Here is a 16773-nt window from a genome sequence, read left to right as displayed (position 1 = left end):
ATGATGGCGGAGTATTTCATTATAATATTTAGAACATTGCTGCTTTATTTGCTCATTTTAATGATGTTTCGCTTAATGGGTAAACGGGAAATTGGCGAATTAAGTTTGTTAGATTTAGTTGTATTTATGATGATTGCTGAAATGGCAGCAGTGTCGATTGAAAATACACATGAACCAATTATGCGCACAATTCTACCAATGCTACTATTGATGGTGGTACAAATTGTGTTTGCTTTTATTTCTATTAAAAGTAAGAAGTTTCGTGACCTTATTGATGGGAAACCAACGATTATTATTAATAAGGGGAAAATTGATGAAACTGCAATGAGAAAACAACGCTATAATTTTGATGACCTCCTTTTACAATTAAGAGAGAAAGACATTCCTAACATAGCGGATGTTGAATTTGCTATTCTCGAAACTTCTGGTAAACTGTCGGTTATCGAAAAAGAAAAGAATAACGGCCAAACAAAAAGTGGTGGATATTCAGTTCCCTTAATCATTGATGGAACAATTCAAGAAAATAATCTTGTGACGATAAACAAAACAAATCTATGGTTAAGGCAGCAATTACGTCAAAAAGGATATTCAAATACAAAGGATATTTCGTTTTGTAGCTATCAAGATGGTGATTTTTTTATCGATATAAAGGATAAACAATAGAATTTCAGGAATTTTTCTCGTCTATGATCACTATCGTTTCACGTTTTTTTCAAGCCTCATTAGTGGAATATCCATTTAGATAGTGGTCTTCCAATCCAAGGGATACGTTTGACATCATCCTTATATACTAATTTGAAAACGAATAGGAGAATTACGTAAAGAATGGACATTTCGAATGTAGCAATGATGACTTTGACATAAAGTGGTGCTGTGATTGTGAAATGATCCATTATCCAAAATCCGCACCATGTAGTAAGTCCGATAACAATAAACGTTTTTAAATATTCACGGACATAAAAAGAAAACGAAATTTTTTTTAAAACGGTGGCAAAATGGAGAAAAGTTACCAGGACAAACCCGGTTATAATCCCTAATGCGGCCCCGTTGATCCCGAAGCTAGGTTGCCTTGCCAGCAGAAAAATGACTGCAGTCTTTACTACTGCCCCAATGAGACTGTTGATCATGGCGGCCCTTGCTAAGTTTAGAGCCTGCAGGGCTGCTTGCAATGGACCTTGATAGTAATAAAATAAAAAAAATGGGGCCATAATTTTAATAAATTGCGATCCACTTGTGGAGCCATACATCACCTTCATCAGTGGATCAGCCAATACAAACAGTAAGACAACAGAGATACCACCAGTTAGAAACGTGAACCTGAGTGCTTGTTGGAGGCGATACTCGATCAATTTTTTATCATTGTTAGAGTTGGCCTCACTAATTGCTGGAACAAGTGAAGTGGCTAATGAGTAGGTGATAAAGGATGGAAGTAACAAAAGCGGCATCGCGTAACCAGTCAATGCCCCATATTGTTTTGTAGCCGCGACCGTGGCTACTCCTGCAAGTGCAAGACTGTGCGCGACAACAATTGGTTCAAAAAACCAAGAAACCGAACCGATCATCCGGCTTCCTGTTGTTGGTAGCGCGATGGTCATCAGCTCGTTAAAGGTTTCTTTTCCTGAATGAATAAATTTAAAGAAATCCTTACGCAATTTAAAACGCTTCTTTATTTTAAAAGAAGTCACTAAATAAATAAGAGAGACTAATTCTCCAATTACAGAGGAGAACATGGCTGCGGCTGCGGCATATTCAATTCCATAAGGTAAAAATGTTTTGGTTAAAACAGCAATTAAGGTGATGCGAACGATTTGCTCCAATATTTGCGAAATTGCTGCCGGCTTCATATTTTGTCTTCCTTGGAAGTAACCGCGAATAACTGATGATATGGCGACGATTGGAACAATCGGGGCGATAGCGAGTAGTGGCAAATGAGTTCTTGGATCAGTAAATAAGGTTTTTGATAAATACGGTGCTAAATAGATCAGCGCAGGGGTGAAAAGGATCGATAAACAAATCGTGATAGCCAAAGAAACAACTAAAATCTTTTTTATTTTTCCGTAATCACCTTTTGCCTCAGCTTCCGCAACATTTTTGGAAATGGCAACGGGTAACCCCAGTTGGGTAATTGTGATGACTAAGATAAGAGTCGGAAAAGCCATCATATAAAGTCCGACACCTTCTTCTCCGATAAACCGGGCAATAACAATCCGGTTGATAAAGCCTAATACTCTTGTTAGGAAACCAGCGATTAATAGTATAATCGTTCCTCTTAAAAACTTAGACATCTAACTTCCCTGCCTTCTCAAACATGCTGATATCATATACAATTAACTATATGCACCAATGTGGACAAAGCATGACAAGTTGTTTCGGTAATAAACGGTAAATTGACCTGAACTTGGAGGCGGATAAAATGAATTTTGGCCATGACTATGATTGTTTTCATGAAGCAGTGTATCCAGCATTAAAAAGTAAATTGGAAGAGTTTATGCTACTTGGTTATGCAACGATATCGGAGCGGGAATTATGGACTTATTTAACAAATAAGAAGTGGCGAAAGTGTAAGGAAGACATTCACTTATATGAAATTGTCCAGGATATTTTATCTGTTCAAATCGGTGATTATATGAATTTTGCAACAGTGGAAGCATTTAAACAGCCTGATTTTTCATTTGAAAGTGAAGAGGATCGCAAGGAGTTGCTAAAATAGAAATAATATTAACGTTTTTTGACACTTGAAATGGTAAATTGACAGCTATTCCAAACTGTTTCATAATGGGATTATTGGTCAAAAAATGTTGGTCGCATGGCTGGTTAATCTAAGGAGGCTCTATACATAATGGTAAAACGGAATCGCATTGTTGTTTTCTTCCTGCTAATCATTCTAGTAGGCGGTTTGATGGGAACAACAACAAAAAATATCATCGACCGGATTAAACTGGGCTTGGATCTTCAAGGTGGTTTTGAGGTCTTATACCAAGTAAAACCAGCAGAAAAGGGTCAAGTAATTAACAAAGATATGATGGCCAGTACGGCTAAGGCTTTAGATAAACGGATCAACGTTTTAGGCGTAAGTGAGCCGAATATTCAAATCGAAGGAAAAGATCGAATTCGGATTCAATTAGCAGGGGTTGAAGACCAAAATAAAGCCCGTGAGATTTTATCCACTCAGGCGAATTTATCATTTCGCGATGTAAACGATAAATTAATGATGGATGGGTCAGATCTTTCACCAGGCGGGGCAAAGCAAACCTTTGATGAAAATGGAAAGCCGAGTGTCTCATTAACATTAAAGAGTGCTGATAAATTTAAAAAAGTAACCCAAGAAATTGTTAACATGGGTTCTCCAAACAATTTACTTGTTATCTGGCTTGATTTTGAAGAGGGAAAAGATTCTTTCAAAGCGGAAATTGCTAAGAAGGATCCGAAGTACTTATCTGCACCACGAGTAAGCCAAGTATTTAATCAAAAAACCGTATCTATTGTTGGGGATTTCACGCTTGATGAAGCAAAGACTTTATCTTCTTTATTAGATGCAGGGGCACTACCGGTTAAACTTACTGAAATTTACTCAACATCAGTGGGAGCGAAATTTGGGGAACAGGCTTTAAATAATACAGTTTTGGCAGGAATTGTGGGCGTTGTAATCATTTTCCTGTTTATGCTACTTTATTATCGCCTTCCAGGAGCAGTTGCTTGTATCTCGTTATCAGTTTATATTTATTTAATCTTGTTGGTGTTTGATTGGATGAATGGAGTTCTGACCCTCCCAGGTATCGCAGCGTTAATTCTCGGGGTAGGGATAGCTGTGGATGCCAATATCATCACGGATGAGCGATTAAAAGAAGAATTAAGGGTAGGGAAATCTTTGAAATCGGCCTTTCAGGCTGGGAATAAAATTTCCTTTAAGGCTATTTTTGATGGACACATCACGACATTTATTGCTGCAAGTGTCTTGTTCTTCTATGGGAACAGTTCAGTAAAAGGGTTTGCAACGATGTTAATCGTCAGCATTCTTGGTAGCTTCCTTACAGCTGTCTATTTATCGAGATTATTGACGGGTCTATTGGTACACAGTGGATTGTTTAATAAAAAGCTGGGCTGGTTTGGCGTTAAGCTTAGCGAAATTCATAATATAAAAGAAAACTTTGACACGATTGATTTACCGACCAAGTTTGATAAATTTGATTTTGTTAAACATCACAAAAAGTTTTTTGCATTTTCTGGGATTTTAACAGTTTTAGGGATTATCTTCTTAATTGTATTCCATTTGAACCTTTCGATAGATTTTTCAAGTGGAACAAGAGTCGAAATTATGGCTAAGGATACAATTAACTTGGCTGAGGTAAAACAGGAATTAAAATCGCTGCATTTAAATGCTGAAGATATCGTCCCTTCTGGGAAAAATCATGAAGTCGCCGTTGCCCGTTTAAAAGGGGTCTTATCAAAGGATGAGATTTCAACACTGAAATCCCATTTCAAAGATAAGTTTGGGGCAGAACCAAACGTTGGGACTGTTTCCTCAACAGTTGGGAAGGAATTGGCGAAAAATGCAATCATTGCTGTAGCCATTGCTTCAATCGGGATTATCATTTATGTAACATTACGGTTTGAAATGTACATGGCGCTTGCCGCGATTGTGGCATTGCTACACGATGCATTCCTCATCGTGACGGTGTTCAGTATCACAAGGCTTGAAGTAGATTTGACCTTTATTGCTGCTGTTTTGACCATTATTGGTTATTCCATTAATGATACGATTGTTACGTTTGATAGAATGCGCGAAAATATGCATAAGAAAAAGCGCTTGAAGACTTTTGATGATATTGTTGATGTTGTGAATACAAGTCTTCGCCAAACACTTCGACGCTCAGTGAATACGGTGTTAACGGTAATCATCACGGTAGTGGCATTGTTGATTTTCGGAAGTGACTCAATCCAAAACTTCTCTATCGCTTTGTTAATCGGTTTGATCACTGGAATGTATTCCTCTATCTTTATTGCCGCACAATTATGGCTGGTTTGGAAAGGTAAGGAATTGAAGAAAAAAGGTATTATCCGTACGGTTAAGGAAAAACGCAAATACTCCGATCAACCGCAAGTTTAATTAATATAGAGACAATCCACACCTGGGTTGTCTCTTTTTAATGTCTGTATTTTCAATCGTTGAAACGGCTGACAAGCTTCTGTATAATAAAAAGGTTGAGGGGTGTAAACGAATGTTAAAATCAAAAACAAGATGGAAGGTTCGTCAGTCAAATCAAGAAAAAATCCAGGCATTGAAAACAGAACTTAAAATTTCTCCTCTTGTTGCATCATTACTCGTCAATCGAGGATTTGAAACGGTTGCAGATGCACATAATTTTTTATTTACGAATGACCAATCCTTTCACGACCCTTTTTTAATGAAAGATATGGAGAAGGCTGTCGCTAGAATTCATAAAGCCATAGATTTACAAGAGCAAATATTCATATTCGGAGATTACGATGCTGATGGTGTCAGTAGTACAGCGATTATGATGAAGATTCTTCAGGAGCTGGGGGCAAAGGTTCAATTCTATATTCCAAACCGTTTTACGGAAGGATATGGTCCGAATGAACCGGCTTTTCGTTATGCAGCAGAAAATGGAGTTAGCTTGATCATTACCGTTGATACAGGGATCGCGGCCATTCATGAAGCTAATGTGGCTAAAGAACTTGGGATGGACTTGATCATAACTGACCATCATGAGCCCGGACCGGAACTTCCGAGCGCATTCGCGATCATCCATCCAAAATTAGAAGATAGCACATATCCATTTCGTGAATTAGCTGGTGTCGGTGTGGCCTTTAAGTTGGCACATGCACTATACGGAAAATTACCAGAGCATTTGCTCGATATCGCTGTAATTGGGACAATCGCTGACCTTGTCTCACTTACAGGAGAAAATCGCCTCATTGCTACCCGTGGGCTTCAGAAAATGAAGAATACAAAATGCGTCGGTCTTCAAGCACTTTTTAAGAAAACAGGTGTTAACCCGTCGAGTATAAATGAAGAGACAATCGGCTTTTCAGTTGCACCAAGAATAAATGCTGCGGGCCGTTTAGAAAGTGCCGATATCGCAGTTGATTTACTTTTAACAGAAGATATGAATGAGGCTAATAGTATTGCTGAGGAAATGGAAGAGCTCAATAAACAGCGTCAAGCCATTGTTAATAAAATTACTGAAGAAGCGCTTCGAGAAGTAGAAGAACACTTCCCCATCACAGATAACTCGGTATTGGTCATTGGAAAACAAGGCTGGAACGCTGGTGTAATAGGAATCGTGGCTTCAAAGCTCGTGGAAAGGTTTTATCGTCCAACGATTATTCTTAGTTTTGACGAAGAAACCGGCTTAGCAAAAGGATCGGCACGAAGTATCGCTGGATTTGATTTGTTTAAAAATCTGTCAACATGCAAGGAGATTCTTCCTCATTTTGGCGGACATCCGATGGCAGCGGGAATGACACTAAAACTTGATGACGTTGCTGAGCTTCGGAATCGATTAAATGCTCTTGCCAAACAGCAACTGACAGAAAAAGATTTCATTCCAGTTGTAAACATTGATTGTTCCGTCGACTTAACTGAAATAGATTTAGCAGTCATTCAAGAAATGCAGATGCTATCGCCTTATGGTGTTGACAATCCAAAACCAAAGGTTCTACTCGATCGTGTCGGGCTGTCTTCAATAAGAAAAATTGGTTCTGAACAAAACCATTTGAAGGTTACTTTAGAAAAGTCTTCTGCCACACTTGATGGAGTTGGCTTTGGTCTTGGACATTTATTTGAACATATTTCTCCCAATGCCAATTTATCCGTCATTGGTGAATTAGCAATAAACGAATGGAATAACATAAGAAAGCCACAAATCTTTCTGTCAGATTTAGCTGTTTATTCTTGGCAGCTTTTTGATTATCGTGGGGTAAAAAAACAACAAAAGAATTTTGATGCAATTCCTGCTGACAATCGAAAATGGATTGTTTTTCACAAAGACAATCTTAAACTCGTTCCACAGGATCAGCAACAGGATGTGTTATGGATTGATTCTATTGAACAAGCCCGATTAGCGGAAATTGATCAGGCAAATTTGGTATTGTTGGATTTGCCACCTTCAAAAGAAATGATTGAACATTTATTGTTAGGTAAAAAACCGGCACGGATTTATTGTCAGTTCTTCAAACGTGACAGTGATTTTTTCAGTACGATTCCAACCCGGGACCACTTTAAGTGGTTTTACGCTTTTCTTGCAAAAAGAGGGTCTTTTAATATGAAGCAGCAAGGTAATGATTTAGCAAAACATCGAGGTTGGACAAATGAAACAATCGAATTTATGTCACAGGTGTTTTTTGAATTGGACTTTGTTACAATAAATAATGGACTCATTTCATTGCAGGCACAGGCAAAGAAACGGGATTTAACAGAATCAAGTACTTATCAGTTAAAAATGGCACAATATTCTCTTGAAAATGATTTATTGTATTCTTCGTTTCAGCAGTTAAAAGGCTGGTTCGATGGAGTCATTCAAGAGTCGGTTAATAATGAGGAGGAAATACTAGAATGGATTTAAAACAATTTATTACGATTGTTCCTGATTGGCCAAAACCGGGAATCAGATTTAAGGATATCACGACTTTGATGGACAATGGACAAGCCTATAAATATGCCACAGATCAAATCGTATTATATGCTCTTGAAAAACAAGTTGACCTTGTTGTAGGACCAGAAGCGCGTGGGTTTATTATCGGTTGCCCTGTTGCCTATTCTTTAGGAGTGGGCTTTGCACCGGTACGGAAAGAAGGAAAGCTTCCACGGGAAACGGTTAAGGCTGAATATGGTCTTGAATATGGGAAAGATGTCCTAACAATCCATAAAGATGCCATTAAACCGGGACAAAGAGTGCTAATTACCGATGATTTATTAGCAACTGGTGGAACGATCGATGCCACGATTCGCCTTGTTGAACAACTTGGTGGAGTGGTAGCTGGAATTGCTTTTCTTATTGAGCTTTCTTACTTAGAGGGTCGGAGCAAACTTAACGATTACGATATTTTAACGTTAATGCAATATTAATTTTCATTAGAGCACTCGATTGAGGGTGCTCTTTTTTGAATAAAAATTTGTATTGTAATAAGTTGAGGTATCTTTTAAAGATTATTTCGAAAAATAAAAAAACTTTTTGACGATTCGTAATTTTGTAATATAATAGTGTTTTAGGACTTTAATTCGACAAAATTCTACCTTTCCAGAAAAATAACATTTCCTTTCTCTTTACATCTGGCCGTTTTTTTTCGATAATAGTAACAATCATTCAAATTAATATAATACAGTACAAGTCTTTAGGATAGTAAAAATACGTTAATAATAAAGGTGATTATATGGCGAACGATCAAGTCCTTAGCGCCGAACAAGTCATCGACCGAACAAAAGCATACTTAAATGTTGAGCATGTAGAAATGGTGAAAAAGGCATATGATTTTGCCAAACATGCTCACCGTGATCAATATCGAAAATCTGGTGAACCGTATATCATCCATCCTATTCAAGTGGCCGGGATACTGGCTGATTTAGAAATGGATCCTGAAACGGTTGCAGCCGGTTTTCTTCATGATGTTGTCGAAGATACTTCCGTTACCCTAGAGGATATCAAGACTGCGTTTAACGATGAAGTTGCAATGCTTGTCGATGGAGTGACGAAGCTCGGGAAAATTAAATACAAATCACATGAAGAACAACAGGCAGAAAACCACCGAAAAATGTTTGTGGCAATGGCTCAGGATATACGAGTCATTTTAATCAAACTTGCTGACCGTCTTCATAATATGCGGACGTTAAAGCATTTACCTTTTGAAAAACAACGTCGTATTTCCAATGAAACACTTGAAATTTTTGCTCCTTTAGCGCATCGGTTAGGTATATCCAAAGTCAAGTGGGAACTTGAAGATACTGCATTAAGGTATTTAAATCCTCAGCAATATTATCGTATCGTGAACTTAATGAAGAAAAAACGAGCTGAGCGAGAACAATATTTAGTGGATGTCATTGAGGAAGTTCGTGCAAGAATGGGTGAAGTCTCCATTAAGGCTGAACTTAGCGGACGTCCAAAGCATATTTATAGCATATATCGGAAGATGGCTTTACAAAATAAGCAATTTAACGAAATTTATGACTTGCTGGCTGTCAGAATTATTGTCAACAGTATAAAAGATTGTTATGCAGTGCTTGGAATTATTCATACTTGTTGGAAGCCGATGCCTGGTCGCTTTAAAGATTATATTGCGATGCCAAAACCTAATATGTATCAATCGTTGCATACGACTGTGATTGGGCCAAAGGGAGATCCGCTCGAGGTACAGATCAGAACAAGTGAAATGCACGAAATTGCTGAATTCGGGATTGCAGCTCATTGGGCGTATAAAGAAGGCAAGTCGGCATCAGACATTTCATCCTATGAAGCAAAACTTACATGGTTTAGAGAAATTCTAGAATTTCAAAATGAAACAGACGATGCTGAAGAATTTATGGAATCATTAAAAATAGATTTATTCTCTGATATGGTATTTGTATTTACACCAAAGGGTGATGTCATTGAACTTCCAGCAGGATCGGTCCCGATTGATTTTTCTTACCGGATTCACTCGGAAATTGGTAATAAAACAATTGGTGCAAAAGTAAATGGGAAAATGGTTACCCTTGATTATAAGCTAAAAACTGGCGATATTATTGAAATTTTAACATCCAAACATTCTTATGGGCCAAGTCAAGATTGGTTGAAGCTGGCACAAACCTCGCAAGCAAAAAATAAAATTAGACAGTTTTTCAAGAAACAGCGTAAAGATGAAAATGTAGATAAGGGTAAAGAGTTAGTTGAGAAAGAAATTCGTAATATGGAATTTGAAATAAAAGAAATCCTAACAACTGAAAATTTGAAGCGCGTCGCGGAAAAGTTTAATTTTTCTAGTGAAGAGGATATGTATGCTGCTGTTGGTTATAACGGAGTCACTGCATTACAGGTTGCAAACCGCTTAACCGAGAAATGGCGAAAAAAGCGGGATCTTGAGCAAGTTACCAATGTATCAACTGCTGTTTCCGAGCTAAAAGGATTTCCAAATCATAAGAAAAGAGAATCTGGGGTCCGTGTAACTGGCATCGATAATTTACTTATTCGTCTTTCACGGTGTTGTAATCCTGTTCCTGGTGATGAAATTGTTGGTTTTATTACAAAAGGAAGAGGTGTTTCCGTCCACCGAGCTGATTGTACCAATATTAATACAGACGATGCCAAGGACAGACTGATTCAAGTCGAATGGGAAACAGCCTTAAATGATCGGAAAGAGTACAATGTTGATATTGAAATTACTGGCTATGATCGCCGCGGATTATTAAATGAAGTCCTCCAGGCGGTTAGTGAAACCAAGACGAATATTACTGCTGTTACGGGCAAGTCAGACCGTAATAAAGCAGCATCAATTATTATGACGATCGCCATCCACAATGTTGCTCATTTACAAAAGGTGGTTGACAGAATTAAACAAATCCCTGATGTATATGCGGTAAGAAGGATCATGAACTAAGGAGTTATCAAATGCGAATAGTTGTACAACGTAGTAAGGCTGCAAAGGTAATAGTAGACGAGGTAGTTGTCGGTGCTATTAAGCAGGGCTTTGTTTTACTAGTCGGCGTTACTCACGAAGATCAATTAGTAGATGCAGCGTTTTTAGCTGAAAAGGTGGCTAATCTTCGTGTTTTTGAAGATGATGATGGAAAAATGAATTTTTCGTTATTAGATGTTGGGGGCGAAATTTTATCAGTTTCCCAATTTACCTTATACGGTGATTGCCGAAAAGGGCGAAGACCGAATTTTATGGGGGCTGCAAGACCCGACCATGCTCTTGCTATCTATGAGGCTTTTAATGAGCTTTTACGCGAAAAGGGAATAAAGGTCGAAACTGGTGTATTCGGTGCTATGATGGACGTTCAGCTAATTAACGATGGTCCCGTGACTTTGATTGTAGATAGTAAATAAAATAGTTGTGTTGGTGGCTCTCTCATTTGAGGAGCTATTTTTTTTTAGGAAGGCTGTGTTAAAACTCAATGTTGATTTTTTTGCACAATGTTGATTGGAGTGGAAGGCGCGAAGACTCCTGCGGGAGCAGCGGGACAGGTGAGACCCCGCAGGAGCGTTAGCGACGAGGAGGCTCACCTGTCCCGCCCCGCGGAAAGCGAAGCGCCTGGAACGGAAATCAACATTCTAGTTTAACAGAGCTTAATGAAAAGAAAAAGAGGCTGTAGTGGTAACAGCCTCTTTTAAATTAACAATCATTTCTGAAAATAACTAGCCAGTCCTTGGAAGATTCCTGAAGCGGCCTGCTCCTGAAATTGAGGGGAGCTAATAAGAGTTTCTTCGGCTGGGTTACTTAAATAACCTAACTCTAATAGAACAGCATTTTGTTTGTTTTCCCGGAGAACATGGTAATCACCGTACCTGACGCCTCTATCCTTTAAATTAGTATATTGCACTACAGCAGAATGGAGGGTGGATGCTAGACTTTTTTGATAGGAATGATAATAAAAGCCAGTGGTGCCCCGGACGCTTCTATCTGTAATGCTATCGTAATGAATGCTAATAAAAGCATCAGCATTATGATAATGGGATGTTCGAACCCTTGAGTTTAGTGAAATAAATGTATCGTTTGTACGAGTTAACACCACATTGGCTCCAGCCGCTTTTAATTTATTACTTAGCAGAAGGGCGGTCTGGATGGTAATATCTTTTTCTGAAGTGCCTCTGAATCCAGACGTCCCGTCATCTCTACCTCCATGTCCTGGGTCAACAACGATGGTTTTATTTTTCAAATGGATGAATGATCCAGGTTTCTCAACCTGTTGTGAAGAACCATTTGAGTTAACAACCCAACCAGCGACATAAGCAGTATCACCATTTTTGAGATGAATTTCATACCAGTCATTAACTAGTTTTGTCGTTTCGAATGTATCTCCCTGATCAGCTCTTAACATAACCTCAGATTGAACACTTGGTTTCTTCCTGATGTTCGTGCCATTATACAAAATTTCGATCGTGCTACCTTTTAATTCAGAACTGGAGGAGGTTTGAGTAGCTCCCTTTTCTATGTACCATGCTGCAACCCATCCGTATGAACCTGATTTATATTCAATTTTATTCCAGTTATTGCTTTCTTCTAAAATTGGGAATTTATCCCCTTTATAAACTTTCCCGATAACTTTTCCGTCAAAGGAATTTTGGCTGCGAACATACAAGGTTGATGCGGTCACAGTCGCGAATGTATCATCCTTTTTCGAGCTGGGCTTAGTTTGATTTGTTGTTTGGCCTTGTTTTTGTGGTTGATCGATTGGTTCTGCAAATTGGCTACTAATCCATCCACTGTTACCAGTATAGTCAATTTTAAGCCAATCCCCTTTTATATCGGTTATTTCTGCGGTTTTCCCTTTATTAAGTGAGTCAGCAACCTTATAGCTTGTTCCAGGGCCTGATCGTACTCGCAACCCATCGGTTTTAATTTTTATTTCCCCTCCTTTATGGAACGAAGAGGAAGAGGTTGTGCTTTTTTTCTGTTCATATGTAACGAGCCAATTAGCGACCCAGCCCTTTTTATTGTTGTCAAGTTGAATTTGAATCCAATCTCCATTTATTTTAATTGCAGCAAAAGTGTCTCCTTGATTGACTTGTCCAATTTGTTGATAACTTAACCCGGGACCTTCCCGGACATTTGTATGATTTGAAGTAATTTTAATATTGCTGTTATTTGCACTCGTTTTCTGGATGGGTTGCATTCCGGAAAAACTGAGAACAAAAATAAAAATCCAAAATAAATGCTTTTTTCTCACAAAGCGCCACCCCTCTTAGACATAAATCCATTTTAACGGACTACTGTTTGAAAATCATGTTCTTTTTGCTTGTTTCTCACAAAAGAAGATGAAAAGTAACAAAAGTATGAAACATTTTTTAAGCTGATGGGAATAATAAAAACAAGAAAACTTTGCAAAGGGTGAGCAAAATGAGATATGGCAACAAGGACACGTCCGCAATTGAGGGTGAAAATCAATTGTTTGGTGTTGATTTTCATGATTTTATCCAAAGACAACAACAGGCAAATATGTTTGAATTGGCATCGGAATTTGGACTTTCCCTAATGGATGTAAAAAAATTAAAAAAGCACCTTGAGCGTTCATAATGTTTTTATCCTTGACAATCCTTTTAATGCTCCGTATCATAATATAAATAAAATGACTTATTACGACAAGAACCGATGATCGAGAATAGTAATTAAGAACCACATGAAAAGAGAAGGAACGCCGTGGCTGAAAGCGTTTCTACATGATGACTTAATGAATGAACACTCAGTAGGTTTCACTCTGAAAAAGAACGATGTCTTTAGTAGGAGCTGGACGTGTACAGGCGTTAACTGTTTGAGCGGGAGCAAAGTTTGCTTCAACTAGGGTGGCACCACGGGATTAATTACATAACTCTCGTCCCTTTGTTATTTAGGTAACAAGGGACGGGGGTTTTTTGTTTTTTATATTTATAAATAAATAGCTTTTATGATAGATTCTTGGCAGAATGAGGAAAAAAGGAATGTTTTAAGGAGGATAAACATGGCTATTCATATTCCGAGAGGAACTCAGGACATTCTCCCAGGACAAGTGGAGAAGTGGCAGTTGATTGAAAAAAAGGCAAGAGAATTATGTGAAAGATATCAATATCGGGAAATTCGCACACCAATCTTTGAACATACCGAATTATTTCAACGTGGAGTTGGAGATACCACCGATATTGTCCAAAAGGAAATGTATACTTTTACTGATCGCGGCGATAGAAGTTTAACCCTCCGACCAGAGGGAACAGCATCTACTGTAAGATCCTTCGTAGATAATAAAATGTTTGGTAACGCCACACAGCCTGTCAAACTTTATTATATGGGACCGATGTTTCGTTATGAACGTCCTCAAGCAGGTCGTTTTCGGCAATTTGTTCAATTTGGTGTTGAAGCACTAGGGAGTTCTGACCCAGCCATTGATGCAGAAGTCATTTCGCTTGCCATGAATTTATATAGAGAGATGGGATTAACAAAACTTAAGCTTGTTATTAATAGTCTTGGCGACAAACAAAGCCGGGCCAATCACCGTGATGCGTTAATCAATCATTTTCAACCAAGAATCGGTGAATTTTGTTCTGATTGTCAAAATCGGTTAATTAAAAATCCAATGAGAATTCTTGATTGTAAACAAGATCGAGAACATGAATTGATGAAATCAGCTCCATCTATCATTGAGTTTTTGAATGATGAGTCTCGTCAATATTTTGAAAAAGTACAAAAATACCTTTCAGCACTTGATGTTCCGTTTGAAATTGATCCAAATTTAGTTCGCGGTTTGGACTATTATAACCACACTGCTTTTGAGATTATGAGTGATGCAGAGGGCTTTGGAGCTATTACTACTTTATGTGGTGGAGGGCGTTATAACGGTCTTGTCGAGGAAATTGGTGGGCCTGAGACACCTGGAATTGGTTTTGCGATGAGCATTGAAAGATTCCTAGCTGCACTAGATGCTGAGGGAGTTGAGCTACCCATCACTACAGACATTGATTGCTACCTTGTAGGACTTGGGGATGAGGCGAAGGATTATACGGTTTCCTTGTTACATCAACTCCGAAAGGCCGGATTTACTGCTGAACGGGATTATTTAGATCGTAAGATTAAAACGCAATTTAAAGCAGCTGATCGACTTCAAGCGAGATTCGTAGCAGTATTAGGTGATAATGAGCTTAGAGCGAATAAAATCAATGTAAAAACAATGGCAACTGGAGAACAAACAGAAGTAGAGCTTGATACATTCATCGAAACTTTAAAAGAGTTATGCAATTAGGGGGGAATAACATGTTTGGGAGAACATATTTTTGTGGAGAAGTACCAGAAACAGCAATTGGAGAAAAAGTTAACCTAAAAGGTTGGGTATCAAAACGTCGGGATTTAGGTGGTTTGATTTTTATCGATCTACGTGATCGCACCGGGATTGTTCAGGTTGTTTTTAATCCAGCTGTATCTGAGAGTGCGTTAGCGATTGCCGAAAAGGTCCGGTCAGAATACGTTCTTGATATTAAAGGGTTAGTCATTGCCAGAGAACAAGGAACAATAAATGAAAATCTAAAAACTGGAACAATCGAGGTTCAAGTTGAGGAAATAACAATTATTAACGAGGCAAAAACACCGCCGTTTCAAATCACAGATAAAACAGAGGTAGCAGAGGATGTTCGTCTCAAATATAGATATTTAGATATGCGTCGTCCCGTGATGTTCGAAACCTTCAAAATGCGCCATCAAGTGACGAAGTCGATTCGCGAGTATTTGGACGGTGAAGAATTTCTTGATATTGAAACACCGATTTTAACAAAAAGCACGCCTGAGGGTGCGAGGGATTATTTAGTTCCAAGTCGTGTCCATCCTGGGGAATTCTATGCACTTCCACAATCACCGCAACTTTTCAAACAGTTGCTGATGGTTGGTGGGGTAGAACGATATTACCAAATTGCTCGCTGTTTCCGTGATGAGGATTTACGTGCCGATCGTCAACCGGAATTCACCCAAGTCGATATTGAAACCAGCTTTATGAGTCAAGACGATATCATGTCGCTTACCGAAACCATGATGGCTAAAATCATGAAGGAAGTAAAAGACCACGATGTCAAACTTCCATTACCACGTATGTCCTACGATGAAGCGATGAGTCGTTTTGGTTCAGATAAACCTGATACACGATTTGGACTCGAATTAACGGACCTTTCCGAAATTGTAAAGGATTCTGGGTTTAAGGTATTCACAGGGGCAATTTCTTCTGGTGGTCAAGTGAAGGCTATTAATGTTAAAGGCTCAGCGGATCGATATTCCCGTAAGGATATAGATGCTTTAACAGAATTTGTCGCTGTTTATGGGGCAAAAGGCTTGGCTTGGTTAAAAGCAGAAATCGACGGATTAAAAGGTCCGATTTCTAAATTTTTAACAGAGGAAGAACAAAAACAAATTAGCGCTGCACTTAGTGTGGAAACAGGTGACTTAGTGTTGTTTGTTGCTGATAAAAAGAGTGTTGTGGCCGATTCTCTTGGTGCTTTGCGTTTGAAGTTAGGAAAAGAATTAGACCTTATTGATACAAGCTTATATAACTTCCTTTGGGTAACGGATTGGCCGTTACTTGAATATTCCGAGGATGATGGCCGTTATTACGCCGCTCACCATCCGTTCACGATGCCTTTCCGAGAGGATTTAGAGTTTTTAGATTCAGAACCAGGCAAGGTTCGGGCACAGGCATATGATATCGTTTTAAATGGTTATGAGCTTGGTGGGGGATCATTGCGGATATTTGAACGTCCGATCCAAGAAAAAATGTTTAAGGTCTTAGGATTTTCAGAGCAAGAAGCACTTGATCAATTTGGATTCTTATTAGAAGCGTTTGAATACGGAACTCCTCCACATGGCGGAATTGCCTTAGGTTTGGACCGTCTGGTCATGCTTTTGGCGGGAAGTACAAACCTTCGTGATACGATTGCTTTTCCGAAAACTGCTAGTGCTAGTTGTTTGTTAACGGAAGCTCCTGCTCAGGTTAGTTCAGCACAGCTTAGAGAGTTATACTTGGATTTAACTGTAAAAAAGGACAAGTAATTGCCACTTTTGAATTCTTGAATCCTGATAAAAATTATGTTAATATCTAGGTAAGTTAATAAG

12 protein-coding genes and 1 other annotated feature are annotated in these 16773 nt (G+C 38.6%); of the genes, 10 read left to right on the top strand and 2 right to left on the bottom strand.

The genetic code is table 11. The annotated features are described in order from the left end of the window. Nucleotides 1-3 precede the first annotated feature (3 nt). The gene (locus B1NLA3E_RS17160; RefSeq protein ID WP_015595101.1) at nucleotides 4-663 is read left to right on the top strand and encodes a DUF421 domain-containing protein; all 660 of its coding nucleotides are present in this window, start codon (nucleotides 4-6) and stop codon (nucleotides 661-663) included. Between the two features lie 59 nt (nucleotides 664-722). Here B1NLA3E_RS17160 and spoVB read toward each other — a convergent pair whose 3' ends face one another. After that, nucleotides 723-2285 carry a stage V sporulation protein B gene (gene spoVB / locus B1NLA3E_RS17155; protein WP_015595100.1) on the bottom strand — a complete coding sequence of 521 codons (1563 nt, stop codon included), beginning with the start codon at nucleotides 2283-2285 and terminating at the stop codon, nucleotides 723-725. A 128-nt stretch (nucleotides 2286-2413) separates the two neighbouring features. Between spoVB and B1NLA3E_RS17150 the strand changes: the two genes are divergently transcribed. From B1NLA3E_RS17150 to dtd, 6 genes are all read left to right on the top strand, one after another. Beyond that, nucleotides 2414-2710, top strand: coding sequence for a post-transcriptional regulator (locus B1NLA3E_RS17150; RefSeq protein WP_015595099.1), 297 nt, complete (start codon nucleotides 2414-2416; stop codon nucleotides 2708-2710). A 129-nt stretch (nucleotides 2711-2839) separates the two neighbouring features. Beyond that, the gene (secDF, locus tag B1NLA3E_RS17145; RefSeq protein ID WP_015595098.1) at nucleotides 2840-5107 is read left to right on the top strand and encodes a protein translocase subunit SecDF; all 2268 of its coding nucleotides are present in this window, start codon (nucleotides 2840-2842) and stop codon (nucleotides 5105-5107) included. A gap of 112 nt (nucleotides 5108-5219) precedes the next feature. Then, a complete protein-coding gene (gene recJ, locus B1NLA3E_RS17140) occupies nucleotides 5220-7586 on the top strand; it encodes a single-stranded-DNA-specific exonuclease RecJ (protein WP_041580640.1) in 2367 nt (788 codons plus the stop codon). Then, on the top strand, nucleotides 7577-8089 hold the full coding sequence (locus tag B1NLA3E_RS17135; RefSeq protein ID WP_015595096.1) for an adenine phosphoribosyltransferase: 513 nt from the start codon (nucleotides 7577-7579) through the stop codon (nucleotides 8087-8089). The genes recJ and B1NLA3E_RS17135 overlap by 10 nt, the downstream gene beginning before the upstream one ends. A gap of 305 nt (nucleotides 8090-8394) precedes the next feature. Further along, entirely contained in the window at nucleotides 8395-10590 is a 2196-nt protein-coding gene (locus tag B1NLA3E_RS17130) for a RelA/SpoT family protein (RefSeq protein WP_015595095.1), read from the top strand. Between the two features lie 11 nt (nucleotides 10591-10601). Further along, nucleotides 10602-11042 (top strand): D-aminoacyl-tRNA deacylase, encoded by a 441-nt coding sequence (gene dtd, locus B1NLA3E_RS17125; protein WP_015595094.1) that lies wholly within the window; start codon nucleotides 10602-10604, stop codon nucleotides 11040-11042. 293 nt (nucleotides 11043-11335) lie between these two features. Here the strand turns inward: dtd and B1NLA3E_RS17120 are convergent, their stop codons facing one another. Beyond that, nucleotides 11336-12883 (bottom strand): SH3 domain-containing protein, encoded by a 1548-nt coding sequence (locus tag B1NLA3E_RS17120; RefSeq protein WP_015595093.1) that lies wholly within the window; start codon nucleotides 12881-12883, stop codon nucleotides 11336-11338. Between the two features lie 170 nt (nucleotides 12884-13053). Between B1NLA3E_RS17120 and B1NLA3E_RS25400 the strand changes: the two genes are divergently transcribed. The 3 genes from B1NLA3E_RS25400 to aspS all read left to right on the top strand — a co-directional run bounded on the left by B1NLA3E_RS25400 (nucleotide 13054) and on the right by aspS (nucleotide 16710). Next, nucleotides 13054-13230, top strand: coding sequence for a hypothetical protein (locus tag B1NLA3E_RS25400; RefSeq protein WP_015595092.1), 177 nt, complete (start codon nucleotides 13054-13056; stop codon nucleotides 13228-13230). Nucleotides 13231-13296: 66 nt separating this feature from the next. After that, nucleotides 13297-13536, top strand: a binding site (T-box leader). Between the two features lie 115 nt (nucleotides 13537-13651). Beyond that, nucleotides 13652-14923: a histidine--tRNA ligase gene (gene hisS / locus B1NLA3E_RS17110; protein ID WP_015595091.1), complete on the top strand. Its 1272-nt coding sequence runs from the start codon at nucleotides 13652-13654 to the stop codon at nucleotides 14921-14923. Nucleotides 14924-14934: 11 nt separating this feature from the next. After that, entirely contained in the window at nucleotides 14935-16710 is a 1776-nt protein-coding gene (gene aspS, locus B1NLA3E_RS17105) for an aspartate--tRNA ligase (RefSeq protein WP_015595090.1), read from the top strand. Nucleotides 16711-16773 lie beyond the last annotated feature (63 nt).

The organism is Bacillus sp. 1NLA3E (genome assembly GCF_000242895.2).
GTDB lineage: Bacteria > Bacillota > Bacilli > Bacillales > Cytobacillaceae > Bacillus_BU.
The sequence above is the reverse complement of the archived record's forward strand: the minus strand, read 5'-3'. Positions and strand labels throughout refer to the sequence as shown.

Bases quoted from the DNA above. Each gene is read 5' to 3' on its own strand.
- B1NLA3E_RS17160 (WP_015595101.1), top strand. From the start codon at position 4: ATGGCGGAGTATTTCATTATAATATTTAGAACATTGCTGCTTTATTTG.
- aspS (WP_015595090.1), top strand. From the start codon at position 14,935: ATGTTTGGGAGAACATATTTTTGTGGAGAAGTACCAGAAACAGCAATT.
- recJ (WP_041580640.1), top strand. From the start codon at position 5,220: ATGTTAAAATCAAAAACAAGATGGAAGGTTCGTCAGTCAAATCAAGAA.
- B1NLA3E_RS25400 (WP_015595092.1), top strand. From the start codon at position 13,054: ATGAGATATGGCAACAAGGACACGTCCGCAATTGAGGGTGAAAATCAA.
- dtd (WP_015595094.1), top strand. From the start codon at position 10,602: ATGCGAATAGTTGTACAACGTAGTAAGGCTGCAAAGGTAATAGTAGAC.
- B1NLA3E_RS17150 (WP_015595099.1), top strand. From the start codon at position 2,414: ATGAATTTTGGCCATGACTATGATTGTTTTCATGAAGCAGTGTATCCA.
- secDF (WP_015595098.1), top strand. From the start codon at position 2,840: ATGGTAAAACGGAATCGCATTGTTGTTTTCTTCCTGCTAATCATTCTA.
- hisS (WP_015595091.1), top strand. From the start codon at position 13,652: ATGGCTATTCATATTCCGAGAGGAACTCAGGACATTCTCCCAGGACAA.
- spoVB (WP_015595100.1), bottom strand. From the start codon at position 2,285: ATGTCTAAGTTTTTAAGAGGAACGATTATACTATTAATCGCTGGTTTC.
- B1NLA3E_RS17130 (WP_015595095.1), top strand. From the start codon at position 8,395: ATGGCGAACGATCAAGTCCTTAGCGCCGAACAAGTCATCGACCGAACA.
- B1NLA3E_RS17135 (WP_015595096.1), top strand. From the start codon at position 7,577: ATGGATTTAAAACAATTTATTACGATTGTTCCTGATTGGCCAAAACCG.